The 24,777-nt window shown below is 58.7% G+C and carries 23 protein-coding genes; 9 read left to right on the top strand and 14 right to left on the bottom strand.

Annotated elements, in window-relative coordinates; translation table 11 throughout:
- Nucleotides 1-59: 59 nt before the first annotated feature.
- Nucleotides 60-1,736: a dihydroxy-acid dehydratase gene (gene ilvD, locus JJO78_RS15000; RefSeq protein ID WP_041332496.1), complete on the top strand. Its 1,677-nt coding sequence runs from the start codon at nucleotides 60-62 to the stop codon at nucleotides 1,734-1,736.
- Between the two features lie 5 nt (nucleotides 1,737-1,741).
- Here the strand turns inward: ilvD and JJO78_RS14995 are convergent, their stop codons facing one another.
- Nucleotides 1,742-3,376 carry an EAL domain-containing protein gene (locus JJO78_RS14995; RefSeq protein ID WP_075194191.1) on the bottom strand — a complete coding sequence of 545 codons (1,635 nt, stop codon included), beginning with the start codon at nucleotides 3,374-3,376 and terminating at the stop codon, nucleotides 1,742-1,744.
- A 255-nt stretch (nucleotides 3,377-3,631) separates the two neighbouring features.
- On the opposite strand from JJO78_RS14995, the gene pbpG reads away from it, so the two are divergent.
- Together pbpG and JJO78_RS14985 are read left to right on the top strand one after the other, a co-directional pair.
- Nucleotides 3,632-4,546 (top strand): D-alanyl-D-alanine endopeptidase, encoded by a 915-nt coding sequence (gene pbpG, locus JJO78_RS14990; protein ID WP_126811353.1) that lies wholly within the window; start codon nucleotides 3,632-3,634, stop codon nucleotides 4,544-4,546.
- Between the two features lie 26 nt (nucleotides 4,547-4,572).
- Complete coding sequence (locus JJO78_RS14985) at nucleotides 4,573-5,052, top strand: asparaginase domain-containing protein (protein WP_036210766.1); 480 nt, start codon at nucleotides 4,573-4,575, stop codon at nucleotides 5,050-5,052.
- Here the strand turns inward: JJO78_RS14985 and JJO78_RS14980 are convergent, their stop codons facing one another.
- The 3 genes from JJO78_RS14980 to JJO78_RS14970 all read right to left on the bottom strand — a co-directional run bounded on the left by JJO78_RS14980 (nucleotide 5,053) and on the right by JJO78_RS14970 (nucleotide 8,070).
- Nucleotides 5,053-5,745: a pseudouridine synthase gene (locus tag JJO78_RS14980; protein ID WP_075194192.1), complete on the bottom strand. Its 693-nt coding sequence runs from the start codon at nucleotides 5,743-5,745 to the stop codon at nucleotides 5,053-5,055.
- A 2-nt stretch (nucleotides 5,746-5,747) separates the two neighbouring features.
- Entirely contained in the window at nucleotides 5,748-6,779 is a 1,032-nt protein-coding gene (locus tag JJO78_RS14975; protein WP_075194193.1) for a metal-dependent hydrolase, read from the bottom strand.
- Between the two features lie 88 nt (nucleotides 6,780-6,867).
- On the bottom strand, nucleotides 6,868-8,070 hold the full coding sequence (locus JJO78_RS14970) for a lytic murein transglycosylase (protein ID WP_227664841.1): 1,203 nt from the start codon (nucleotides 8,068-8,070) through the stop codon (nucleotides 6,868-6,870).
- A 287-nt stretch (nucleotides 8,071-8,357) separates the two neighbouring features.
- Here JJO78_RS14970 and JJO78_RS14965 point away from each other — a divergent pair, with 287 nt between their 5' ends.
- On the top strand, nucleotides 8,358-9,215 hold the full coding sequence (locus tag JJO78_RS14965; protein ID WP_075194194.1) for a response regulator: 858 nt from the start codon (nucleotides 8,358-8,360) through the stop codon (nucleotides 9,213-9,215).
- A gap of 18 nt (nucleotides 9,216-9,233) precedes the next feature.
- Here JJO78_RS14965 and phoR read toward each other — a convergent pair whose 3' ends face one another.
- From phoR to JJO78_RS14940, 5 genes are all read right to left on the bottom strand, one after another.
- Entirely contained in the window at nucleotides 9,234-10,550 is a 1,317-nt protein-coding gene (phoR, locus tag JJO78_RS14960; protein ID WP_036210779.1) for a phosphate regulon sensor histidine kinase PhoR, read from the bottom strand.
- Between the two features lie 58 nt (nucleotides 10,551-10,608).
- On the bottom strand, nucleotides 10,609-11,301 hold the full coding sequence (gene phoB, locus JJO78_RS14955) for a phosphate regulon transcriptional regulator PhoB (RefSeq protein WP_007154985.1): 693 nt from the start codon (nucleotides 11,299-11,301) through the stop codon (nucleotides 10,609-10,611).
- 101 nt (nucleotides 11,302-11,402) lie between these two features.
- A complete protein-coding gene (gene ubiA / locus JJO78_RS14950) occupies nucleotides 11,403-12,290 on the bottom strand; it encodes a 4-hydroxybenzoate octaprenyltransferase (protein WP_075194195.1) in 888 nt (295 codons plus the stop codon).
- Between the two features lie 84 nt (nucleotides 12,291-12,374).
- The gene (locus JJO78_RS14945; protein WP_036210785.1) at nucleotides 12,375-12,914 is read right to left on the bottom strand and encodes a chorismate--pyruvate lyase family protein; all 540 of its coding nucleotides are present in this window, start codon (nucleotides 12,912-12,914) and stop codon (nucleotides 12,375-12,377) included.
- 16 nt (nucleotides 12,915-12,930) lie between these two features.
- Complete coding sequence (locus JJO78_RS14940) at nucleotides 12,931-13,488, bottom strand: hypoxanthine-guanine phosphoribosyltransferase (protein WP_036210787.1); 558 nt, start codon at nucleotides 13,486-13,488, stop codon at nucleotides 12,931-12,933.
- A gap of 264 nt (nucleotides 13,489-13,752) precedes the next feature.
- On the opposite strand from JJO78_RS14940, the gene JJO78_RS14935 reads away from it, so the two are divergent.
- The 3 genes from JJO78_RS14935 (at nucleotide 13,753) to tesB (ending at nucleotide 16,049) form a co-directional block, all read left to right on the top strand.
- A complete protein-coding gene (locus JJO78_RS14935) occupies nucleotides 13,753-13,920 on the top strand; it encodes a rubredoxin (protein ID WP_007154989.1) in 168 nt (55 codons plus the stop codon).
- 36 nt (nucleotides 13,921-13,956) lie between these two features.
- Nucleotides 13,957-15,111 (top strand): NAD(P)/FAD-dependent oxidoreductase, encoded by a 1,155-nt coding sequence (locus JJO78_RS14930; RefSeq protein WP_075194196.1) that lies wholly within the window; start codon nucleotides 13,957-13,959, stop codon nucleotides 15,109-15,111.
- Nucleotides 15,112-15,191: 80 nt separating this feature from the next.
- Nucleotides 15,192-16,049, top strand: a complete 858-nt coding sequence (tesB, locus tag JJO78_RS14925; RefSeq protein ID WP_075194197.1) for an acyl-CoA thioesterase II — start codon at nucleotides 15,192-15,194, stop codon at nucleotides 16,047-16,049.
- Nucleotides 16,050-16,063: 14 nt separating this feature from the next.
- Here the strand turns inward: tesB and JJO78_RS14920 are convergent, their stop codons facing one another.
- From JJO78_RS14920 to JJO78_RS14910, 3 genes are all read right to left on the bottom strand, one after another.
- Complete coding sequence (locus JJO78_RS14920; protein WP_075194198.1) at nucleotides 16,064-18,628, bottom strand: EAL domain-containing protein; 2,565 nt, start codon at nucleotides 18,626-18,628, stop codon at nucleotides 16,064-16,066.
- A gap of 102 nt (nucleotides 18,629-18,730) precedes the next feature.
- Nucleotides 18,731-19,177, bottom strand: a complete 447-nt coding sequence (locus JJO78_RS14915; protein ID WP_075194199.1) for a flavodoxin — start codon at nucleotides 19,175-19,177, stop codon at nucleotides 18,731-18,733.
- An 86-nt stretch (nucleotides 19,178-19,263) separates the two neighbouring features.
- Complete coding sequence (locus JJO78_RS14910) at nucleotides 19,264-20,370, bottom strand: GGDEF domain-containing protein (RefSeq protein WP_075194200.1); 1,107 nt, start codon at nucleotides 20,368-20,370, stop codon at nucleotides 19,264-19,266.
- Between the two features lie 229 nt (nucleotides 20,371-20,599).
- Here JJO78_RS14910 and JJO78_RS14905 point away from each other — a divergent pair, with 229 nt between their 5' ends.
- Nucleotides 20,600-22,159, top strand: coding sequence for an inorganic phosphate transporter (locus JJO78_RS14905; RefSeq protein ID WP_075194201.1), 1,560 nt, complete (start codon nucleotides 20,600-20,602; stop codon nucleotides 22,157-22,159).
- A 105-nt stretch (nucleotides 22,160-22,264) separates the two neighbouring features.
- Nucleotides 22,265-22,531: a hypothetical protein gene (locus JJO78_RS14900; protein ID WP_007154996.1), complete on the top strand. Its 267-nt coding sequence runs from the start codon at nucleotides 22,265-22,267 to the stop codon at nucleotides 22,529-22,531.
- Nucleotides 22,532-22,537: 6 nt separating this feature from the next.
- Here the strand turns inward: JJO78_RS14900 and panP are convergent, their stop codons facing one another.
- Nucleotides 22,538-24,214 (bottom strand): pyridoxal-dependent aspartate 1-decarboxylase PanP, encoded by a 1,677-nt coding sequence (panP, locus tag JJO78_RS14895; protein WP_036210812.1) that lies wholly within the window; start codon nucleotides 24,212-24,214, stop codon nucleotides 22,538-22,540.
- Between the two features lie 126 nt (nucleotides 24,215-24,340).
- Nucleotides 24,341-24,775 (bottom strand): DUF503 domain-containing protein, encoded by a 435-nt coding sequence (locus tag JJO78_RS14890; protein WP_273623981.1) that lies wholly within the window; start codon nucleotides 24,773-24,775, stop codon nucleotides 24,341-24,343.
- Nucleotides 24,776-24,777: the final 2 nt, after the last annotated feature.

Here is a 24,777-nt window from a genome sequence, read left to right as displayed (position 1 = left end):
GTCTTTTGTTAATGACAGAAACAAGGCCGGGCTAACCGGACATTCAGGAGAGCACAGTAATGACAGAAGACAAACGCCGCCGTTATTCCGCGCCCGTGGTCGACGGCCTGGGCAAGTCGGCAAGCCGCGCCATGTTGCGGGCCGTGGGGTTTACCGATGAAGATTTTCGCAAACCCCAGATCGGTATTGCCTCGACCTGGAGCAACCTGACGCCCTGCAATATGCACATCAACCAACTGGCGGAGGAATCCGCTGCTGGTGCCGACGAGGCCGGGGGCAAGAGCCTGACGTTCAACACCATCACGGTATCGGACGGCATCGCCAACGGCACCGAGGGTATGAAGTACTCTCTGGTGTCGCGGGAAGTCATTGCCGACTCCATTGAAACCGTGGCTGGTTGTGAAGGTTTTGATGGCCTGGTTGCCATCGGCGGCTGCGACAAGAACATGCCCGGCTGCATGATGGGTCTGGCGCGGCTGAACCGGCCGTCGGTATTTGTCTATGGCGGCACCATCATGCCCGGCGAGAATCACACCGACATCATCTCTGTGTTCGAGGCGGTGGGTGCCCATGCCCGAGGTGATCTGGACCTGATTGAGGTCAAACAGATCGAGGAAACCGCGATTCCGGGCCCAGGCTCCTGCGGCGGGATGTACACCGCCAACACCATGGCCTCGGCGATCGAAGCCATGGGCATGAGCCTGCCGGGCAGTTCTGCCCAGAACGCTATTTCCGAGACCAAGGCGGCAGACTGCAGGGCGGCGGGCGCGGCGGTGCTCAACCTGCTGGAGAAAGACCTGAAGCCATCGGACATCATGACCCGTGAGGCGTTCGAGAATGCCATCACCGTGGTGATTGCCCTGGGTGGCTCCACCAACGCGGTGCTGCACCTTATTGCCATGGCCAGTACCGTTGGCGTTGACTTGTCGCTGGATGACTTCGTGGAAATCGGCAAGCGGGTTCCTGTGCTGGCGGACCTGCGCCCCAGCGGTCACTACATGATGTCAGAACTGGTGGCCATTGGTGGTATCCAGCCATTGATGAAGATGTTGCTCGACCGTGGCATGCTCCATGGCGACTGCATGACGGTCACCGGCCAGACACTGGCGGACAACCTGAAAGACGTGGCTCCGTACCCGGCAAGCCAGGACATCATTCATGCCTTTGATGACCCCATCAAGGCGGATAGTCATCTGCGTATCCTTTACGGCAACCTGGCGCCCACTGGTGCGGTGGCCAAGATCACCGGCAAGGAGGGCACTCATTTCACTGGTCGTGCACGGGTGTTCCAGTCTGAGGAAGAGGCCCAGGAGCGGATCATGGACGGCACTGTTGTGGCCGGGGATGTGTTGGTGATCCGGTTTGAGGGGCCCAAAGGCGGCCCGGGCATGCGGGAAATGCTGACGCCTACCTCGGCCATCATGGGCAAGGGCCTGGGCAGCGATGTGGCGTTGATTACCGATGGGCGTTTTTCCGGTGGCAGCCACGGTTTCGTGGTTGGTCATATTACACCGGAAGCCGCCGAAGGGGGCCCGATTGCGCTGGTGGAAAATGGTGACACCATCACCATTGATGCGGTGGCTAACCGTATTGAGCTGGATGTTTCGGAGCAGGAAATGGAACGCCGCCGACAGGCATGGACGGCACCGGCTCCCAGGTTTACCCGCGGGGTGCTGGCCAAGTACGCGCGTACCGTAAGCTCCGCCTCGGAAGGCGCAGTGACGGACAAGCCCTGAGTGCGTCAGGGGCAGGCCGGTTCAGGCTTGCCCCAAAAAAAGCCCTGCCCGTAGAGGTCCGGGAATTGCTGTAACCAGCGCACCACGGCCTCATCTTCAACACCTTCAACCACCACATCCAGGTCCAGTGCTTCACCCAGCTCCAGGGTCGCACGGAAGATTCGCTGGCGCGTAGGGTGGTCGAGAATGTCTTTCAGGAAACTGCGATCTATCTTGAGCTCATCCAGTTCAAAGCTCGCCAGTGTGCCCAGTGATGAATGGCCGGTCCCGAAATCGTCCATGGCAATTCGGAACCCTTTTCGGTTCAGGGTGTGAATCATACGGCGGGAAGCCTCTGGATCGGTCATCATCGCGGTTTCCGTAATCTCCAGTATCAGGTCTTTCGCCTGAATGTTGTGACGGGTGATGATGTTGGTTACCTTCTCCTCGAAGCCAGCATGAGTCAGGTCCGTGGCGGAAATGTTGACGGCGATGGCCAGCTCGTCGCCGTAGCGGGCTGTCAGGTGGGGGTATTCGCTGCAGGCCCGTTCAATGACCCAAAGCGTCACAGGATAGATCACCCCCACCTGTTCGGCCTGGGGAATCCACTGGTCTGGTGGTACATACCCGAACTCCGGGTGATGCCAGCGTATCAGGGCTTCCACCGAACGAACTTTGGCGTCTCGAATGCGCACTTTGGGCTGGTATTCCAGCCACATACTGTTGCGGGCGAGTCCGTTTTCCACCTCCAGCATTAACCGTTGTTGCTGGTCTTGCCGCTCGGTTAGGGCCGGGTCGTACCCAGGGAGTCCCCGGCTGTCGTTCGCTGATGCGGCCCCCGCGGAAGAGAGCAGGCTGGCGGCTCCGGTTGTCAGGATGACCGAGCCTGCGGCAGCGCCAAGGAAGAACGCGGACTCCGCAAAGCTGGTGCTCGGCGCCCAACCCGTTGTATGTAAAAAAGAGATCACGGCCCCGACCAGTATGGCGAGGAAGGCAAGCCCATAATAGCGTGCAAGGACGTGCTGACGAATCTGGCTCAGAACCACCAGCAGGATAAACGCGCCACCAGCGAGGGCCAGGCCGAGGAAAGACGCTTCGCCAACACCCGGAATGTTCACCGGCGTCGCCAGTAGATGCAGGAAAGCCAGCAGACTGATGACGTGAATGATTCGCCGGGAACGACGGCCCAGCGGCAGGAAGTGCGGCGTGAATTCACACAGTGCGATCAGGCACAGCGGCAGACTGATGTGCAGCAATGCGTTGTACTGCGGCTGGTCGGGCCAGATAAACCAAAGGCCAAACTGTTCCAGAACCAATTGGCAGTGCAGGACACCGGCCATGAACACACTGAGCCACGCGAGGCCGGGCCGCTGTAGCATAAACACAACTGCCAGGTTGAACAGCAGTGCAAACGCCAGAATCCCGCCGATAAATACTTGCCGTACCAACGCCATCAGGTCCTGAGGCAAACCCGTTTCCAGGCTCGATAACCAGTGGACGCTGCCCAGTGCCTGGGGAGTCAGCAACGCAAGCAGCCATCCGTAGGCAATGGCAAAGATCAACACGATCAGGGGTAGCCAGCGGTAGAAGCCATTGCTCGCATCAAAGGGCAGGGGCGTACTGGCGATTTTCTGCGTCGTTTCGGGTCCGGTTGAATCCATTCGCTTGGTTGTCCTGCTCGTTTCCCGGAGGGCTTGTTACACTATGGTTACCTTGTGAAATATTGTGTAACAATATGATTTCAATGTAATTTTACGCGATTTTATACGGTTTTGCATTTGATGTTTTAAACGCCTGAATGAATTCTGTGTCCGATCCCGTTAATACTTTTACCCTGGCCTACCCGGAGCCAGCCGCCAATTTGGCTGGTATAGTGAAAGGCTGACACCGTAATGACACATAACAAGGTTTGACCAATGATCCGAACGGCCATTGTCCTGGCGCTGACAGTCCTGTGTTTGCTCAACGTTTCCCGGGCGATGGCGATCGAGAGGTCCGAGTTGCAATTGGCATCCGTTAACGCAGCTGTGGCCTATGCCGACGATGAGGGGCTGGTTTACGGCAAGAATGCGGATCGACGGGTGCCCATCGCGTCCATCACCAAATTGATGACTGCGCTGGTGGTGATGGAGTCCGGCGAGCCCCTGACCGAATGGCTGGACTTCCGGGAGCGCCATATTCCCGCTCCGGCGAATGCCTATACCCGTATTCGTGTGAGCTCCGAGCTCAGACGCTCTGACGTACTGCGTATTGCACTGATGTCGTCAGAGAATTTTGCGGCCCATACCCTGGCAAGACACCATCCCGGTGGGTATGACGCCTTTATCGAAGCGATGAATGCCAAGGCCGTTGAGTTGGGAATGCTGAAAACAACCTTCGTGGATCCCACTGGGTTGTCGGTTGACAATCGTTCCACCGCGGCGGATCTGGTTCGCCTGGTCAGGGCGGCCAGCCAATACCCACAGATACGGGAGTATTCCACCACCCGCTATTTCACCGCCCAGTTCCGCCAACCCAGATATCGACTGGCGTTCGGGAATACCAATGTCCTGGTTCATCGTGACAGTTGGGGCGTGGGGATCAGTAAAACGGGCTATCTGTCCGAAGCTGGCCGTTGCCTCGTTATGCTGTTTGAACTGGATGGCAAGCCGTTGGTAACGGTGCTGCTTGATTCTCTGGGCACCCGTTCACCGATGGGGGATGCGGGCCGGATCAAACGATGGCTGACCACCGGCGCCGGTGGCAGTGTTGCTGCGGCCGCGCGTGCGTATGAGCGGAAAAAGAACGCAGCTTATGCCGCTTCGGATGGTGCATCCGTGAGCGTGAACTGACCTCTGGCGAATCGGGAACGCAGCGTATGATTGAGATATTCACCACCGGTGGCACCATCGACAAGGTGTATTTCGATGCCAACAGCGAGTTTGAGATTGGCGATAGTCTGATTGCGGAGCTGTTGGCGGAGTCCAACATCCATGACGGCTATACCCTGCACGGGTTACTGCGCAAGGACAGTCTGGAAATCACGGACGGCGACCGGGAGGTCATCAGAACCGCCGTCAGTCAGTGTAACGCCGAGCGCATACTGATCACCCACGGTACCGATACCATGCCGGAAACCGCCAGAGAGCTGCTGTCGGTGAAAGGGAAAACCATTGTGTTGTTTGGCGCCATGCAGCCGGCACGTATGCGCCGGAGTGACGCGGTTTTCAATATCGGCTATGCATGGGCGGCGGTCCAGCTATTGCCTCACGGGGTTTATATCGCCATGAACGGCGAGGTGTTCGAGGCAGGTTCCGTGCGCAAAAACCTGAAGGCCCAGCGCTTCGAACGCACCTGATCAGCCCAGGCTGTTCACTTCCTCCGTGGTTAGTTCCCGGTATTCTCCCGGCGCCAGTGAGTTGTCGAGTACGAGGGGGCCGACACGCCATCGGTGCAATCCCGTCACATGGTTACCCACCGCCGCCAGCATTCGTTTGACCTGGTGGTAACGCCCTTCCGACAACGTCAGGTCAATTTCCCCGGCATTGAGTAAATGGACATCGGCAGGTCTGGTTGGCCGCGACTCACCGTGCAGTAATACACCCTGTTGCAGTTGCGTGATGGCGAGGTCATCAATGGGTTCGGCGAGCGTCACCCGGTAGGTCTTGGGGCATTTCACCCGGGGCGATGTGATGCGGTGTGACCATTGGCCATCGGTGGTCAGCAGCAGGAGCCCGGTGGTGTCGGCGTCCAGCCGCCCGGCGATGTGGAGCCCGTGGCGGACATCTGCGGGCAGCAGGTCCAGCGCCGTGGGCTGCTGACTGTCGGTGGTGGCACTGATGACCCCGGCAGGCTTGTGCAGCATCAGGTACCGCTCTCCTGGCAGTGACAGCGGCTGGTCATCGAGGGAAACCCGGGTGTCTGCGGCCACCGGAGAAGCGGATTTGCGACAGATCTGCCCGTCCACCCGGATTCGGCCTGAACTGATGGTTTTTTTCGCATCGCGGCGCGACAGCGTGGTCGCGTTGGCAATGAAATAATCCAGGCGCATGCTCAGGTACACCCTTCTCCTGGCGGCGGCAGCGTTAGGCTGGCAAGGCACAGTACCTCCGCAGAACCCGTCATTCGCGACCAGAGCACGCCGAGGAGTTCCCCGCCAATCGCCGGACGCTCCAGCTGTGAACTGGGCTCTGGCTCAAGACTGTCGCCATGGTACTTGGCGAGTATGAAGGTGAAGGGATGCGCCCCGGGGATACCCAGGCGGATATCGGTGGCCGTGAGCTGGTCGCCGTCCATGTCGTAGTGCAGGAAACCACGCGTAAACCAGTCCAGTCGCTGGCCTTCTGGTAATGACGTGGCGGCCTTTGCCAGGCGGGGTTCGCGGGGAAAGTGTTCCACCGTAACGGGGCCGTCGCCATCCAGGAATCCGGTCACGATTTCCACCCGTTTTTCCTCACCCACAACGGTCACTCGCCACAGCACGGTATTGAAAGGCATCGGCTGAACCAGCCGTGGGGCCTCTTCCAGGCCTTCCTTGGCCAGCGTGGGGCCAACCCGTTCCTGGATGATTTGTTGCGCCGTTGCGCTCCACCCGAGATAAAGCGTTGAAAGGAGCAGGCCGGCCATGATGGCGCTGGTTTGTGGCCCGCGGATGAGGAACGCCGTGATGCCGATCAGTAACGGCAGGGTATAAAGCGGGTCGATGATGAAAATGCTGCTGATGGCCACAGGTGGCCCTATAGGCCAGAACAACTGGGTTCCGTAGGTGGTAAAGGCATCGAGCAGAGGGTGCGTCATAAGCACAAGCGCGGTGAGCGCAAACCAACGCCCGTAGCCGAGATGGGGGCGCCACTGATGGAGTGCAAAAGCCAGCAATACGGACAGCGGCAGCAGGACAAACAGCGAGTGGCTGAATCCGCGGTGCTGGGTAAAGTTGGCGACCGCCGTGCCGTAATCAATGATGACGTCCAGATCGGGAAGGGTGCCGAGAACGGCACCGACCAGCAGGGCTGAACGGCCAAGGGTTTTTCCGGCAACGGCACCGGCCAGCGAGGCGCCCAGTGCCGCCTGGGTAATCGAATCCATCGGGATAACACCTTGTCATTTAAGTCCGGCAGGTATTATGCGCGGAATCGGTTGTCGGATCACGCCCCAGATGGTCGGCAGATGGCTGTCAGGTATCACTCCCGGACGTTTCAGACGTCAGGTCTACCCCCAAGGCATTGAGAACCGTGTCGCCGGGATAGCCGTCGGCAACGAGGCCATTTTCTGACTGGTAGCCGCGAATAGCCGACCGCGTGTTGGGGCCAAGGATGCCGTCCGGTTTCCCGGTATCAAATCCCTGCTCGTTCAACGCTTTTTGCAGGGTAAGGATGTTGTTCCGTGACAACGCTGGCATATCCTCCGGTGGCGGGTTCTGCAGTTTACCGGCACCGGCGATGCGGTCCGCCAGATGTCCAACCGCGATAGCGTAGAATTCAGAGCGGTTCCAGCCCATGATCACATTAAAATTCTTGTAGGCCAGGAATGCAGGCCCCCGGTGCCCGGCCGGGACCACCAGCGCGGCTTCGATGGGCTCGTTCGCCAGTTTATTGCCGAAGGCGTCGGTTACGCCCAGGGTGCGCCATTTTTCCAGGGGTAGTCGGCGGCCGTCCGCCATGCTGTAATCGAACCCCTGGGGCAGAAGAACCTCCCGCCCCCAGCGGTAGTCGCCATCCCAGCCGAGATCCTGTAGAAAGTGGCCAGCTGACATCATCGCGTCCGGCAAGCTGTTCCACAGGTCGCGCTTGCCATCGCCGTCGCCATCCACCGCATGGCGCAGGAAGACGGTTGGCATGAACTGCACATGCCCCATGGCGCCTGCCCAGGAGCCCTCCATCTGCTCGGCGGGTATCGCGCCCTCGTCAATGATTCTCAGGGCTGCAATCAACTGTTCGGTAAAGAATTGGCTGCGCCGTTCGTCGCACGCCAGGGTGGCGAGGGAGCTGGGCACCGACATCTTGCCAAAGTAGGAACCGAAGTTGGTTTCCAGGCCCCAGAACGCCACGAGATAGGGGGCGGGCACGCCGGTTTTCCGGGTGACGCGTTCAAGCAGTGCTTCGTGTTGGTCCAGCAACTCCCGCCCGCGGCTTACCCGGTCGGAGTTGACCCTGCGGTTAAGGTAGTCCGCAAAGGTGGTGGTGAATTCGGGCTGGCGGCGGTCGAGCTCTATCACTCGCTCCAGGTATTCTGCGCCTGCCAGCACTTCGCCCGCCGTTTGTGATGACACACCCGCCTCGATGGCCTGGCTTTCCAGGTGTTCGATGCACTGGGGGAAACGGTTTTCCAGGTCGGCGTCAGCGGCCGCGGACACGGACGCACTGCTCAGGACGAACAATCCGCTGAGTGAAAGGTGTCGAATCGTCCGTTGGCTCTTTGATGTCCCTGTGAATATGCTCGGCACGCTAAACCTCGGTCTGGAGTGGATGTTTCTGGCTCATGGTAGCCTGTTTTTGTGGCCCTGAAACACTGTTGTTACCGGATTCCGGTGACAATTCTTTAACCTGGTGTTCCACACCGCATCGGATGTGTCGTCTTTTTGTAGTCCTGCTATTCCCCACCATCGGCTTGTTCTATAGTTTGCAGAACGATACGACAACTTTCTGAAAGACAAAAGGTCCGAAAATGGCAACGCTGAAGGCGCTGGTGGTGGATGACGCCAGCTTTGTGAGGGATCTGGTCAAGCGAACGGTGCGTCAGCGTTTTCCAGTGATTGACACCACGGATGCCCAGAACGGCCGCCGGGCGCAATCACTGATGTCGCGCACAACGTTTGATCTCATCCTCTGTGACTGGGAAATGCCGGAGATGTCGGGTCTGGAGCTGTTGCAGTGGATGCGCCAACAGCCACAGTATGAAAAAACGCCCTTCATCATGATCACCAGCCGTGGTGACAAGGATCATGTGGTTGAAGCCGTCAAGGGGGGAGTCTCTGAGTATCTGGGGAAACCCTTCAGCCCTGAGGGCCTGAGCAATAAGATCATCAAGGTGATGGGGCGCCGCCTCAAGGACGCCATGGATCGCGGCGGGAAGTCCATGGCCGGGCCGGCGGAAGCGTTTCGCGAATCCGCCAGCCTGCTGACCCAGAAGCGGGAAGCTGCTTCTCCGGCACCAGTCCGTGCCAGCAAGTCGTCCACGTCCTCTGCCTCCGGGTCGACAGCCAGGCCGCCAATGAGCGTGGCGTCGGTGCGTTTTTCAGACAGCACTCTGCGCTCAGTCGTCAAGGACATCACCCTCACGGAAGTGCGGGTGATCGCCAAGCGGGACCAGCAGTTTCCGGGCATCCTTGATCAGGCTGTGGTGGATATCGAAGTGTCCGAAGGGCAGGTAGCGCGGCTTAATGGTTACGTCCACCAGTTGCAGGCGGTGGACAAACGCCAGGACACGGATTTTGTGGGCGTGACCATCCGATTTGTGGACGAAGACCCGAAAAAGCTGGAAGACCTGTCCCGTTTTATCGCCCGTTTCCGCAGCGGCGGTTAGCCACGAAAGCTATCCCAATCAGGACGCGGTCTCAGGAAGCCTTTCCGCCAATCGTTCCCGGGGGAAGTGGCAGATGAATTCGCTGCCGTCGCCAATCCGGCTTCGAATTTCCAGGTTACCGTCATGGTTGAGCAATACATGCTTGACGATCGCCAGCCCCAGGCCGGTGCCACCGGTCTCCTTGTGTCGGCTGGGGTCGGCGCGATAGAACCGCTCGGTAAGCCGTGGGATATGAACCGGGTCTATACCGATACCGGTATCTTTCACTGACAGATGCCCGCCGTCGCGGTCTGTTTTCCAGATGATGGTGATGAGTCCACCGGCAGGTGTGTACTTCACGGCGTTGAAAATCAGGTTGGAGAAGGCGCTGCGCAGTTGGCTTTCGTCGCCCCTCAGCAGATGGCGATCGCCAATGCTGACGTTGAATTCGTGGCCCTGTTCGCCGCTGAGGGCCTTGGCGTCGTGGCAGATCTGCTGGATCATCGCCTGTAAATCCGTGACCGCATCGTTGATGGTTTGCTCGCCGGTTTCAATTCTGGACAGCAATATCAGGTCGGTAATCAACGCTTCCATGCGCGAGGACTGCTGCGCCATGGTGTTGATGGCGCGCCGCCATTTGGGCGGCAGGTCGTCGGCGTTGTCCACCAGGGTTTCCAGGTAGCCGCTGATCACCGTCAGGGGTGTTCTCATCTCATGGGAGACGTTGCCAACGAAATCCCGTCGCATCTGTTCAAGCTGGTACAGGCGGGTTACGTCCTTGGCCACAATCAGGCGGTCGTCGTCGCCAAACAGGCTGATCTGGATTTGCAGGTGAATGTGCGGTTTTGCGGGTGAGTTCAGTTCCAATGGTTCCCGGTAGTCGCGGGAGTCGAAGTAGGCCTTGAACGCGGGGTTGCGGATCAGGTTGTGAATAAACTGCCCGCGGTCCGAACTGCGACGAAAGCCCAGAAGATGCTCCGCTGAGCCGTTCCACCACTCCATGGCGCCCCGCGAGTCGGTCATGATCACACCATCCCGCATGGCGTTGGTGGACTCCTGGACCCGGTTGATTTGGGCGCGAAGTTTGTCCTGGGTGCGTAGGTGGTTCTGGTGAAGCCTGTGTAGGCCGTCGAAGATGTCGCCCCAGAGACCAACACTCTGAGGGGCTTCGTCACTGCCGCTGGGATTGCCGAGCCAATGGTACAGACGTTTGGCCTGGGCCAGAGTCCACCACAGGTAAGCCAGCAGCCCTGCCGTCAGCCCGTAGAGGGGCTCGCCAAAGAAAAGCCCGACGGCCGTGCAGGCTATCAGGAGCGTGATAATCCATCGCAGGTACTTTGACCAGTTGTGTTGCATTACAGCTGCCCCTGAATCAGTTCCGGGCCCTTTTCGGGGTAAAGGGCGCCGGTTGTGGTTATGCTGCTCTGGTTGAGAACCGGTAGCCGGTGCCACGCACTGTCTGGATCAGGTGATCATATTGGTCGCCAAGGGCTTTGCGCAAACGGCGTATGTGAACGTCGACGGTTCGCTCTTCAACATAGACGTTCCCACCCCACACCTGATCAAGCAGCTGGGAGCGAGTATAAACCCGTTCCTGGTGTGTCATGAAGAACTGCAGTAACCGATATTCCGTGGGGCCGATGTTCAGTGCGCCGGTTTCCGTGGTGACCCGGTGGCCGACCGGGTCCAGGGTCAGGCCATCCACTTCGATCGGAGTTTCCACGCCGGGCGGCGTGGTGCGGCGCAATACGGCTTTCAGCCTGGCCACCAGCTCCCTCGGCGAGAAGGGCTTGGTGATGTAGTCATCCGCACCCACTTCCAGGCCCTGGATCTTATTGTCTTCCTCGACCTTGGCCGTCAGCATGATGATGGGGATTTCAGCCGTTGCCTCTTCTTTTTTCAGGCGCCTGGCCAGTTCCACGCCGCTGGTGCCTGGCAGCATCCAGTCAAGGAGTATCAAGTCGGGCTGTTTGTCAACGATCAGGGCATGCGCTTCGCGGGCATCCGCTGCCTCAAGGTAGTCGTAGTCGGCCATTTCGAGGGCCACAGCGATCATTTCGCGGATGGGTGCCTCGTCATCGACGATCAGGACAGTTTTTCCAGTCATGAGCATTAACCTGTGTCATACCGAGTATTGTTGCTGCCTCATTACAACCGGGTAGTGTTACAAGTATATGACAGTAGCAGGCTGTGACTGGATTTGTTCGACTAACTGATGATCCGGTCAATCAACAGACCGGTGAAAACTGCAAAGCCCGCCCAGTTATTGTTGAGAAAGGCCTTGAAGCATCCGTCGCGTTCGCGGAAGCGGGCCAAGTGCTGCTGGAAGACAAACAGGCACGCCATGGCGACGAGCCCGAGGTAATAGAAAACGCCGAGCTCGGCCTGCTGTCCCACGAGGATGAGAATCAGCACCACCAGGGCCTGCAGGATTGCGATAACCGCCCGGTCGGCGTCTCCGAACAGAATGGCCGTGGATTTGATGCCAATCCGGATGTCGTCATCACGATCCACCATGGCGTACAGGGTGTCGTAGGCAACGGTCCAGAGCACGTTGGCGGTAAACAGCAGCCAGGCCAGTTTTGTGACCTCACCGGCCTCGGCGGCCCAGGCCATGGGAATGGCCCAGGAAAAGGCGGCCCCAAGAAACAGTTGCGGCAGATGGGTGTAACGCTTCATGAACGGGTAGATGAACGCCAGTACTGCACCCCCGAACGACAGATAGAGAGTCAGCGTGTTGGTGAACAGCACCACCATCAGGAAGGCTGTCACGCAGAGGCCCGCGAACAGGGCGACAGCTTCCCAGGCTTCAATGCGACCGGAGGTCAGTGGGCGGTCTTTGGTGCGTTTGACGTGTCGATCCACCTTGCGGTCGGCAAAATCGTTGATGGCGCAACCGGCAGCTCGCATCATGAATACGCCGAGGGTAAAGACGATAAAGTTGCCAACGCTGGGGAAGCCGTCTGCGGCCAGCCAAAGTGCCCAGTAGGTTGGCCATAGGAGGAGCAGGCTGCCGATGGGGCGATCGACTCGCAGCAGTCGGGCGTATTCTGCAAGGCGGGCCTGGATGTGATCTGGCACGGCATTGGGCAGCATAGGTCTGGTCCGTCCGGGATGATGTTGCTGAGGCTGAGCGGGGATTATAGCCAGCGGTGAGGTTCGGTTAAAAGAGCCGCTGCGTCAGGGGCAGAGCGTGGGCAGGAAATACTCGCCGACCAAGAGGCTATGATGACCGCTGAAAAAACGGGAGCGGCGGGCCGCCATGGGTTGATGGCGGTTAGCCCGATGGCAAAGACCGGTCTCGAACGGCCCCCGTTGCCACTGTGGGTTGCTGAACAGATAGGCGCCGAGAGGGCGGCGCCCCAGGTTGCGCAGGCGGCGTCCACGCCCTGAGAGGGTTGCCAATGGAATGATCGTACGGGCGAGCACCCAGGGGGTGTTGTCGCCGTTCAGGCAAACCTCGCGGATCCACGCATTCTGGCGCACCGGAATACCCAGGGTATGGGCCTCCTCCACAGTGGGGCGGGCAAAACCTTCCTGGAGGATATCCACGTGAAAGTGCTCGCGGCATCGGAGTTGAAGCGCCCGGGTCAGTGAGCCCTCCAGCGTCAGCCAGTGGCTGAGCGGCCCGTGGATGGCCGGGTTCTTCAGCGCAGCTGCTGAAAAAGAGCGGTACCAGTCCGTAGCGGGGGTGGAGATGGCGTTTTCACCCTCAAACATGCTGGGTGCGTACCGGTCAAAGTCCCTTGACGGCATAAATTCCCGGGGCGTTGCGCCAGTAACCTTTGTAATCCATGCCGTAGCCAAACAGGAAACGGTCCTCAACTTCCAGGCCGGTAAAGTCTGCCTTCAGGTTTGGCTTTGCCTTGCGATCGTGTTGTTTGTCGACCAATACGGCCGTCAGAACCTCGCTGGCGCCATGGGCGAGGCAGTAATCTGCAATGGCGCAGAGTGTCGTACCCTCGTCAAGGATGTCGTCAACGATCAGTACCGTGCGGCCATTCATATTGGCTTCCGGCTGCAGTTTCCACTCCAGGATGCCACCGGTGGTTTCCTGGCGGTAGCGAGTGGCGTGAAGGTACTCCGCCTGCACGGGAAACGTCAGCCTTGGCAGTAGGTGGCCGGTGAGGATAAGGCCGCCATTCATCACACAGAACAACAGCGGGTTGGTGTCCTTGAGGCGCCCGGTGATCTCTTCTGCAAGAGACTGGATGGCAGCCTGTACCTGCTGTTCGCTCACCAGGCAGTCGGCTTCGGCCATTACCTGATTCAGTTCGGCGACGGTGTCGGTCATAGCACTGGGGTCCTATCGTAAAACGGCCGATTATACCGGAGGTGGCACGCTGAAGGGAGGGGCGTTTCCCGGTTCGCCTGATGGAAATTCTGGCGATTGGCAGAAAACCCGTTGAATAGCCGTCGGCGACGGCATTGGTCAATGCCGCAGCGGTGGGTATGATGGTTTCCCAGTGTGAATGGTGCCAACTCGGTGCATGAAAGACTTGCGCGCATAATTGTCTGACAATTATCATCGCGCCCCAATGAGTTTCGGAGGAATGACATGAAGAAGTGGCAGTGCGTTGTCTGTGGATTTATTTACGATGAGGCGGAAGGCTGGCCGGAAGACGGTATTGAGCCCGGAACCGCCTGGGAAGACGTACCGGAAGATTGGGAGTGCCCGGACTGCGGCGTGGGTAAGGAAGACTTCGAGATGATTGAAATCGGCTGACACGCCGGTACCGCTGAACAGGTTTGGAGAGCAGTAATGAGCGCAGACGCCCCTATCGTGATTGTGGGTACCGGAATGTCAGGCTATTCGCTGGCTAAGGAAATCCGTAAGCAGGACAAGGACACACCAATCGTCATGGTAACGGCGGACGATGGCTATAGTTACTCCAAGCCCATGCTTTCCACTGGCTTTACCAAGGGCAAAGAGGCCGATGAACTGGCGCAGGCGTCGGCGGAGGCAATGGTGGAGCAACTGAACCTTCAGCTGCGTACTTACACCACCGTGACCGGCATTGATCCGGATGCCCACGAACTTGTGCTGGGGGACGAACGGCTAGGGTACAGCAAACTGGTGTTGGCCTGGGGTGCCGATGTGATTCGCCTGTCCATTGCCGGTGACGGCCATGAGCGTGTCTTTTCCATCAACGACCTGATGGACTACCGTGCTTTTCGCAAAGCTCTGAAGGGCAAGAAGCGGGTGGCCATCATGGGTGCGGGCCTGATCGGTTGTGAGTTTGCCAACGACCTTCGCAACGGCGATGTCGACGTGGATGTGATTGCTCCTTCTGATGCCCTGATGCCGGGACTTTTACCACCGGCCGCTGCGGCAGCGGTGCGCGATGGACTGGAAGGGTTGGGCGTCCGTTTTCATCTGGAAACGGTGGTGGAGCATATTGCCAATAGCGGGGATGGTGTTCGCCTGACCCTGGCCAATGGTGAGGAACTGGAGTCCGACCTGGTTATTTCCGCGGTCGGGCTGCGTCCACGCACGGAGCTGGCTGCAGCAGCGGGCCTGGAGACCCAGCGTGGCATTGTGGTCAACCGCGCCCTGGAGACATCGGTGCCCGACGTCTACGCACTGGGTGACTGCGCTGAAGTCGACGGTCACGTGCTGCTGTATGTGCTGCCGCTGATGGCGTGCGCCCGTGCGTTGGCAAAGACGCTGGTGAGTGAACGCACGGAAGTGAAGTACGGCACCATGCCGGTCATGGTAAAGACCCCCTGTTGCCCAACGGCGGTGTGTCCGCCCCCGGCGAATGCGTCGGGCAGCTGGGAAGTGGATGCGGACGGTCAGGACGTCCGTGCCCTGTTCAAGAGTGAGTCTGGCGAGGTTCTGGGCTTTGCGGTAACCGGTGGTTATGCGATGGAAAAGCAGGCCCTGTCGAAGGAAGTGCCTCCGATTCATGATTGATGGGCGATATCAGGATTGCGAAAATCCCCGGCTTGCGGTAGAAACTCATTCGTGAGCTAACGATATTGACAGGAGCTGGCATGCTTGAAGTAACCAGAAAACTGGTGGATCTGCTGGATCTTTCCCCCATCGGTGACGACCATTTCCAGGGGGACAGTGAAGATCTCGGCTTTCCCAATGTGTTTGGCGGCCAGGTTCTGGGGCAGGCGCTGATGGCCGCCAGCCGCACGGTGGAAGGTCGCCTGCCACACTCGCTCCATGCCTACTTCCTGCGCCCCGGCAATCACAGCATGCCCATTGACTACGAGGTTCAGCGGGTTCGGGACGGGGGCAGCTTTTCTGTCCGGCGTGTGATCGCGCGCCAGGGTGGCAAGGAGATCCTGACCGGCTCCATGTCGTTTCAGGTGGCCGAGGAAGGCTTCGAGCACCAGCTCGACATGCCCTCGGCGCCTGATCCGGAAAGCCTGAAATCCGAGCAGGAGTACGGCGAACTGCTGGCGCCTCATGTTCCTGAACATCTCCGTGATACTCTGACCCGGGATCGCCCCATCGAAATCCGGCCTGTAGACCCGGTCAACCCATTGAAGCCGGAACCGCGTCCGCCATACCGGCAGAGCTGGTTGCGTACCCAGGGGCACCTGCCGGATGACCCGGTGTTGCACCGTTGCCTGCTGACTTACGCATCAGACTTTTCTTTCCTGGGGACGTCACTGAACCCCCATGGCGTGTCGTTTATGAACAGGAAGATGCAGGTCGCAAGCCTGGATCATTCCATCTGGTTTCATCGTGAGTTCCGTATGGACGAGTGGTTGCTCTACGACAAGGACAGCCCCAGCGCTTCTGGCGGCCGCGGCTTTAATCGCGGCAACTTTTTCGACCGCCAGGGCCGGCTGGTGGCATCAACCACCCAGGAAGCCCTCATCCGTGAGCGGGGATAGGTCAGCGGAGATAGTTAGCCAAGCTTGCGGTTTCTTTCATGATGCTTGTAGTCGCCCAGCCAAACGATGATGTCGTCGAACGGCAGTGGTGGCGTCAGAATATAGCCCTGGATCATGTCGCAGCCCATCCTTTCCAACAGTTCCATCGTCTCTGCGCTTTCCACGCCCTCGGCCACAACGGCGTAACCCAGGCTGTGGCACATTTCGATCGTGGTCTGAACGATGACGCGGTCACCAGCCTGGGAAGCCAGGTCTGTAATCAGTGAGCGGTCGATCTTGATCTCGCTGGCGGGCAATCGCTTGATATACGACAGCGAAGAGTAGCCGGAGCCAAAGTCGTCAATGGACAGCGGGATACCTGTGGTGTGAAGGGAGTCGAGAGCGCGCAGTGAGTTGACCGGATCCTGCATCATTGAGGTCTCGGTGACTTCCAGGATGATGGTTCCGCGATGCGTGTGATGACTGCCCATCAGGCGCTGGACGTACAGCGGGAAGTCCGGTTCCCGCAGATTGTTGGGGGAGATGTTCACCGAGATATTGAGCGGGTAGCCGTTCTCCAGCAATTGCCCTCTCAGTGCCAGTGACTGTTCCAGTACCCAGCGTGTCAATGGTTTGATCAGTCCGGTCTGCTCGGCCAGGGCAATCAGCTCGTCGGCGGGTATGGGCTTTTTCCGGCCGGGCCAGCGAATCAGCGCTTCAAGGCCGACCACCTCCCTGGTTCTCAGTGACAGCTTTGGCTGCAGGTATAGGGAGAGTTCACCGTGTTGAAGGGCCTGTTGCAGTTCGGACACCAGGGTAAGGCGGTCCGCGCTGTAGGAGTCCCGCGACGGCTGATAATAGGCCAGCCCACGGTCTCGGGCGTCGTCCGAGCCCTGCGCAATAAAGGCGCGCCGGATCAGGGTATTGGTGTCGGTGGCGTGATCCGGGTAGATCGCCGAGCCAGTGTGGGGGGCCAGCGGCAATTGCATGCCCAGATAGTCCAGCGGTGCACGGATTTCCTCAAGGGCACGAACAATGGCACGGGGTGTTTCCGAAATAACATCTGCTTCCACGATAAACCCGAAGGTGGCCGACTCCAGTGAGGCCAGGTAGAAACTCTTCCGATCATTGGTCTCGACCGCACAGATGCCGGGCAGTTCGCTGACGATGCTGTTGAAACGCCGGGCGGCGAGCTCGAGCAGCCGGTCGGTGTTGCGATGCCCCAGGGTTTTGGTGATGGCTGGAAGGTTGCTTAGGTGGATCACCGCAATGGAGAGGCGCTTTTCCGGCTCTCGGTTGATCAGTTCGTTGATGGTCATTTCCAGGCAGGCGCGATTGGGCAACCCCGTTAGCGGGTTGTGGAGGGCCTGTTCGATCAGTCGCAGCTCTGCCGAGCGCCGTGCCGCCATGGCGGTGATCTCTGCTTCGCGGGCGCGAACCTTGTCTTCGCGTTCCTGGTAGAGCCGGGCGGCCAGGGCGATGGTCAGCAGGACGGCTTCGAGCGCGGAGCCGATTTCGATGCCGTAGGCCGTCACGAAGCTGTTGGGCACGAAGCCGTATTTATTGGCTGCGGTGATGGCGCTGCCCAGGGTGAGCAGGCCCCAGGCTATGGTGTAGTAGCCGGCTTGGGGGTTGCCCCGAATCCATTGTATCGGCCCCATAACGGTCAACAGCAGGCAGCTGGGGATTGCCAGGGCAACCGTGAGCCGGCTGGCAACGCTGTAGTCGGTAACGAACGTTGCCACCGCCACCACGACGTTCACCAACACCATATACCACACCAGCTTGTCCATGCGCGGGCTGGTGACGCGCAGGTTGAGGAAGGCACGTGAGAACAACAGGGTGAATATTAATGCCACCGGCACGGTGAGAACCATGGTCTGGTTGTGCAGCCAGGGCGACTCTGGCCAGAGCAATTGGTAGGTGCTGCCATTCAGGCTGCCAATAAACATCAGATAGCTGAGGGTGGAGAGCACGTACAGCAGGTACATGCGCTCTCTCAGTGCCAGGAAGATAAACAGATTGAAAAAGATCACCATGATCAGGATGCCGTAATAGATCGCGTGCATCTGGTCTTCGATGGACGTGGCTTCGAAGTAGGTTCGAGGGTCCCACAGTCTGATGGGGATCTGCATGGCGCCCTGAGTCCGAACACGCAAAAACACCTGGTAATCGCTTAGCGGATCGGTTTCGAAGGAAAACAGAAAGTTGCGGTGTTGAATCTGGCGCTGCGCAAAGGGAAGGTGGTCGCCCGTTGAGATGCGTTGCCTGACGACGCCATTCTCTATCAGGTAGAAGGTGATATCGTCGAGCTGGGGGTAGCGTATCTCCAGTAGCTTACGGTCACTGGGTATGGCGGATACAGGAACGCGGAGCCACACGGTGTCGCGAATGTAGCCGAAGTTGGGGCTTTCGCCTTCCAGTGACTGCCATCGGTCGGAAGCAAGGGCTTCCCTGAGATCCATCTGTTCCGAAGGTGCCACCCGAATATAGTCCATATCCGGTTCTGCAAAGCCGGGCGAAGCCGCGTTTGCCTGGGTTCCGAAAGCCATCATGATCAATGCGCCCGCCAGGGCGAAAAACTGAGCAATATGGCGCACGTAGTACCGATCTTGTTGTGATTGTCTGGCTCAGTATGGCGTTATCTGCCGGGGGGCTCAAGGCTGATAATGCCGGTTTTCGAACGTCACTTGTGTCAGGTGTTACAGCTGTTCAAGCCACTCCCGTACCCAGGGAACGGCTTCCATCTCCGGCTCGGTGGTTTCCAGGGCATCAATCCTCAAGGTATCCCCCACTTTCCGGGCTGAAGTTTCGTATAAAGCCTCTTCCATCAGCTCACCGGCACCACAAAAGGTGTCACCGTAGGAGCTGTCGCCAAGCACAATTACGCCAAACGGACGCGCGGGTTGTTGGGGCAGTTGCTCGCGCAGCCGCAAATAAAACGGTAGCAGGTTGGGGGGTAGCTCTCCCTGGCCGGTGGTTGATGTACACACCAAAAGCGGTTCGTCGTTCCCGGTGATGTCCTCCAGGTCGGGCTCCTCAAGGATCGTGATCCGATGCCCTTCCGGTTCCAGGGTTTTCTTCAAGGTACGTGCTGTCAGCAGGGCGCCACCATAAACGCTGCCGACCAGAATCCGGATTGAAGCCATGAATGGTCCTGTTGATTCGTAACGACAACCGTCCTTTGACGGCTGTCTGCGTTGGGGCCCGATCATAGCCGGTGATGCGGTAACGCTCAAGATCCGGCTCCGGAAGGGCTGGTTTCCCTGGGGGAGGTTCGTACTCTGGGAGCAACGCGATTGCGCCCGTCTTCCTTGGCGCTGTATAGGTGGACGTCAGCCTGTTTCAGTAATTCATCCACTGAGCCGGTCTTGGCAATGGAGCAGATGCCGGCGCTGATGGTGACGGGCATGCGCTGGCCGGTAAAGGAGAACTCGGCACTGGCGACCTCGGAGCGTAGCCGTTCTGCGAGAGTGAGAGCCTGTAGCAGTGACGTGTCCGGCAACAGGATCAGGAACTCCTCTCCGCCCCAGCGTGCGGCCACATCCGTTTGGCGGATAACGGTTTGCATCAATTCCGAGAAGGCCCGCAGTACGTGGTCACCGGCGTCGTGTCCGTAGTCGTCGTTGATACGCTTGAAGAGATCCAGGTCGATGAGAACGATGGAGAAATGGTGGCCGGAACGCCGGTACCTTGAATACTCCTCGTTCAGCCGATGCTGCATGTCCCTGCGGTTGGACAGGCCCGTCAGTTCGTCAGTACGGGCTGCATGTTGGTGGGTGCGGGCCATATCCATCAACTCATTGCGTGCCTTCAGGCGACTGGCTTCCAGCACGAAACAGAAGATGGATTCGAACGTCAGCGTGGCGAAAAAACGGATCTTGAAGTCTGTGCTGTATTCGGCGGTCACCAACGGTAGTTCAGGGAACTGGAAAACCACAACCGCCAGCAGGCAGCAGAATAACAATACCGCTGTGCCGGTTTTCAGATCGGTCAGGTAAAACAGCAGCGGCGGGAACACGTAGAACCAGAGTGGGCCGGTGTTGCTCTCGCCACCGGTGATGATCAGGTATCCGAACAGCAGGCCGACAATGGAGATCATGCCAGCCTTCTGATGGCGGCGGTTGCGGGAACGGGCAAAGGACAGCATGTTCATTGCCACCAGTCCCGCAAAGAACCAGAGCGAGAAGGCGTGGTGAGTGTGGGTTGCAAACCACGCCTTGGCGCCAATGCCCAGCAGGAAGAGGATGGCCATGGCTGACAGACCGGTCAGCAGGCGGGAGACGCGTTCCTCCTCGCCTTCGTCGGCTACTTGTTGGCTGGTATCGGGGAGTCTGGTCATGACACTTTTTGTTGTTGTCGATTTGTTGTTGGTGCTTTGTCCAGACTGCGTGAGCCGGGATAGTGAATCAGATTAGTCGAAGCGGGAAATCTGTACAGCGACTTTGGTCAAGCAATTACCATTATGACCGTTATGTTTCAATTTCATGGCAAAAAATTTATAGTTGCCGCCGTAAGTACTGTGAAACTGTAGCTTCCCGTATCCTCCCTGTTGCGAGACCTGACGTATTATGGCCGGCAAAAACGGATTCCTCGATACTCTCCTGACCAGCCCATCGACCGAGCGTTATCGCGTTGGCTTCAGCTTCCTGTTCCTGCTCTGCATATTTATAGCCGTGGGACAGATCAGCGACGGCATGCCCAACAACATGCTGCTGATGGCAGCTGCGGTCATCGGTGGCTACATGGCCATCAATATCGGCGCGAATGACGTCGCCAACAACGTCGGCCCGGCGGTGGGGTCCGGGGCGCTGTCGCTGGGTGGCGCGGTTCTGATCGCCGCCGTGTTTGAGGCCGGCGGTGCCATCATCGCCGGTGGTGACGTGGTTTCGACCATTAAAGGGGGCATTATTGCCGCTGAAAGGCTCGATGATGTCAGCGCCTTCGTGTGGCTGATGACAGCCGCACTTCTTGCCGGCGCCCTGTGGCTGAACCTGGCCACCTGGATGGGTGCTCCGGTGTCCACTACCCACTCCATTGTCGGGGGCGTTCTTGGGGCCGGAATTGCCGCCGGCGGCTGGGGCATTGCCGACTGGGCCGTCATGGCCAAAATTGTCGCCAGTTGGGTGATTTCCCCCGTAATGGGTGGCGTGCTGGCGGCGCTGTTCCTGTATGCCATCAAGAAGACCGTGCTGTATCGCAAGAACGTGGTGCCGGCGGCAAGAATCTTCGTGCCCTGGCTGGTGGCGATCATGGCCTGGGCCTTTGGCACCTATTTGATGGTGAAGGGGGTCAAGAAGGTCGTTGAAGTAGACTTCCTGGGGGCCTCTCTGGTTGGTCTGGGGCTCGCCGCAGTCATTTTCTTCCTGATGCGGGTTCTGGTCGGCCGCCGTGCCGCAACCATGGAAAACAGCTCTGCCGGAGTGAATACCCTGTTTACCTGGCCGCTTATATTTGCCGCGGCATTACTCAGTTTCGCCCATGGGGCGAACGATGTGGCCAATGCCATCGGCCCGCTGGCGGCCATTAACGATGCACTGTCGGCTGGTGCAGTGGTCACCGCAGCGTCCATTCCTTTGTGGGTAATGCTGGTTGGTGCCCTTGGTCTGGCCGTTGGTCTGATGCTGTTCGGCCCACGCCTGATCAAGACCGTGGGGACTGAGATCACTGAACTGGATAAAACCCGGGCGTTCTGTATCGCCCTGTCGGCGGCGCTTACCGTCATCATCGCCTCCCAGTTGGGGCTCCCGGTCAGTTCCACCCACATTGCCATCGGTGGTGTGTTTGGTGTTGGTTTCCTGAGGGAGTATCTGAAGTCAAACTACGCCACCCAGCTCCACAACATCATGGACAGCCATGAGGAAGAGGAGCGTGAGCGTCTGCGCCCGTTCCTGGAAGATTTCCGTAACGCCTCGGTTGAGCAGATGGAAAACCTGCTCCAACAGGCCAAGAAAAAGAAACAGGTACCGCTCTCCAAGAAGGAGCGCAAACGCCTTAAAAAGATCTACCGCGAGGAGATGGTCAAGCGTTCGCACCTGACTCGTATCGTTGCTGCCTGGATCATTACGGTGCCCGCGTCGGCCTGCATGGCGGCCGTTCTGTTCTTCACCCTGCGCGGGCTGATGCTGTAAGGGATTGTCGCGCTGGTTGTCAGGTGCCTGTTTGGCCCATACTATTCTTCAATACGGGAGGCGTTTGCCTCCCAATAAGTTGCCACTCTGTCCGGGGATTGATTCATGAGTTCAGCAGAAGAAAGCCGTCAGGCGAAGGTCATTGACGAGCTCAGGGTGTTTATCAAGAAGGTCCTCAGTGATCCGACCATTGCGGTGAAATCGGTGGAAATTGCCCGCAAATATCGCAATCAGCCCAATGCCAATGAGTTGATTGCCCGTGAGATCAGCGCCAACACAACGATCCGTATTCCGGAGAGCTGGAGTCGGGCGGATCACATGTTTCTCGATATCCTGGACGAAGTCCTGGATGACGAAGAGGCGCTTTACTGATCTTTGTCAGGCCTGCCGAACGCCGGGCTGATGCTGCTTCAACACGGCATCGGCCATCTGGTCCAGGATGGTGATTTCGTCCTGGATGCCCTCGTCCGATGACAAATCCCGCTGTTCCTTCAGTATGTCCGCGAGGATTTCTTTCGTGGTCAACGGGTTGGCCAATACCACCCGGAACACGATGCAGGGGAAGTGATAATAACGCGACGGTTCGAGCCGGGTACGGGAAACGAAGGCTTTACCCCGTTCACGTTGGGTTTTCTGAATGAACTTGGTGATGCGGTTCAGGCAGGTGTTGAGTCGTTCGGCCTGTAGCGAGTCCGCGATTGCCAGTGCCTGCTGCACTTTCTCCGGGCAATAGCGATAAGTCAGGATATTGAGCTCTGGTTTGGTGATGAGCTCGAAATCCGTTTCTGCGTTGATCATTTCCGCAAAGGTTTGTGCCTTGTCGATGCCCTGGTCGATGAGGATCTCATAGCCTTCCCGCGCCAGGATTCTCAACCCCGACTGGATCAGCATTGACATGCCCGGCCGCGAACCTTCCAGGGTGGTACTACCCAGATCCCGCGAGCCTTTACGGATAATGTACTGGGCGTGATGCTCGACAGCGCTTGCCAGGCCCGGGTCGCGGAACACCACCAGCCCAGCCCCCATGGGAACATAGAGTTGCTTGTGGGCGTCGAAGGTCACCGAGTCGGCCTTTTCGATGCCCCTGAGCAGGTGCCTGTGGGTGCGGGAAAACAGTGTCGGCCCACCCCAGGCCGCGTCCACATGAAAATGGGCGTTGAACTCCCGGGCGATGTCTGCCATGGCGTCCAGCGGGTCGACGTTGCCGGTCTCGGTGGTGCCGGCAATGCCGCAGATGGCCATGACCCGGATTTTCTGGCGGTGCAACTCCAGGCATTTCTCCCGCAGTGCATCGGTGTTGATGCGGTTGTCGTCATCGGTGTCGACAGGCACCAGGAAGTCCCGGCCCAGACCCAGTACATCGGCGGCTTTGCGCAGTGAGTAGTGGCCGCGGCGGGAGACCAGAATGGCGGCACCCTCGCAGCCGTAATAGCGTAGTGCCCGGAACAGGCCTTCCTGATGGATACCGCGGAAGCTGCCTTCGGCGGGGAACGCGTTGTTGCGTGCCACCCAGAGTGCGGTCAGGTTGGCCACGGTGCCGCCGGAGCACATGGCACCGAGGGCGTAGCGGGGATCGTGCATCCACTTGCGGTAGAAGGCACCGTCCTGCTCATACACCAGCCGGTGGATCATGCCCAGTACCTGGCGTTCCATGGGCGTGAAGGCCTTGGAGGTTTCGGTTTTAACCAGGTTCTGGTTGAGGGCAATCATGATCTTGGACAGCGGCAGCATGAAATAGGGCAGTGCCGAGGTCATGTGGCCGATAAAGCTGGGAGACGCCGTGTGTACCGAGTTGGCCACCAGCTTGTCGAGCAGGAACTGGGCCTGTTCGGAGACGAAGATGGGCTTTTCCGGAATGGCGTAGTCCGAGAAGTCTTTCTCGACTTCGGAAAGATCCCGCTCGACCGCAACGATGTGTTCCTGGAGGAATCCGGCAAGGTTGCGGGATATGTTCTGGTCAATCCTGCTCAAGGTGGATTCAGGTGCCTCGGGCACGGTGAATACACGATACATGGCCTCTACCGAGGCCTGGGCGGATTTTTTCTTTCCGGTCATAGGTGCCACACACTATCAGTGGTCATTCGCAAAGCCTGTCCCGGGCGTTCCGTTCTCCCTGAGGGGGCGTAGTATACGGTGTCGTGAAACCATACGCTACAGCATGGGCCCTGCATGGCGGGAGGGTCAAAGTATCTCTCGGTGTACGTCCAGTATGGCAGCGTCGATGCGTTCCTGTATGGCTTTTTCGATCTGGTCGAGGCGCTGGGCGATCTGTTGCGATGAGCCTCCGAGGGCGGCGATGGTCCAGGTGGCGCAGTCGAGGGCGTCCTGGTCGGCGGTTTCGGCGACGGCCAGGTCGGGTTCTTTGCCCCAGACGGCTTTCAGGGCGGTGAAGACTTTGCGTTTGGCTTTGAGGTCTTCGCAGCCGTAGAGCTGGAAGTGCAGGGTCAGGATGCCCACGTGGGGCGTGATCACTGGTTGCTGGGGGTTGTTTTGGTTCAGGAGCTTTTTCAGGGCTTCGGACATGGTTGCTTCCGGCTTTGGTGCTGGAACCGGTGAGAAAGGACTCTCCAAAACACGCTCCTTCGGCCCATCCTTGGGGCGCTTGAGCTCCGCCATCC

This window comes from Marinobacter sp. DS40M6 (assembly GCF_028581595.1).
Classification (GTDB): Bacteria; Pseudomonadota; Gammaproteobacteria; order Pseudomonadales; family Oleiphilaceae; genus Marinobacter; species Marinobacter salarius.
The sequence above is the reverse complement of the archived record's forward strand: the minus strand, read 5'-3'. Positions and strand labels throughout refer to the sequence as shown.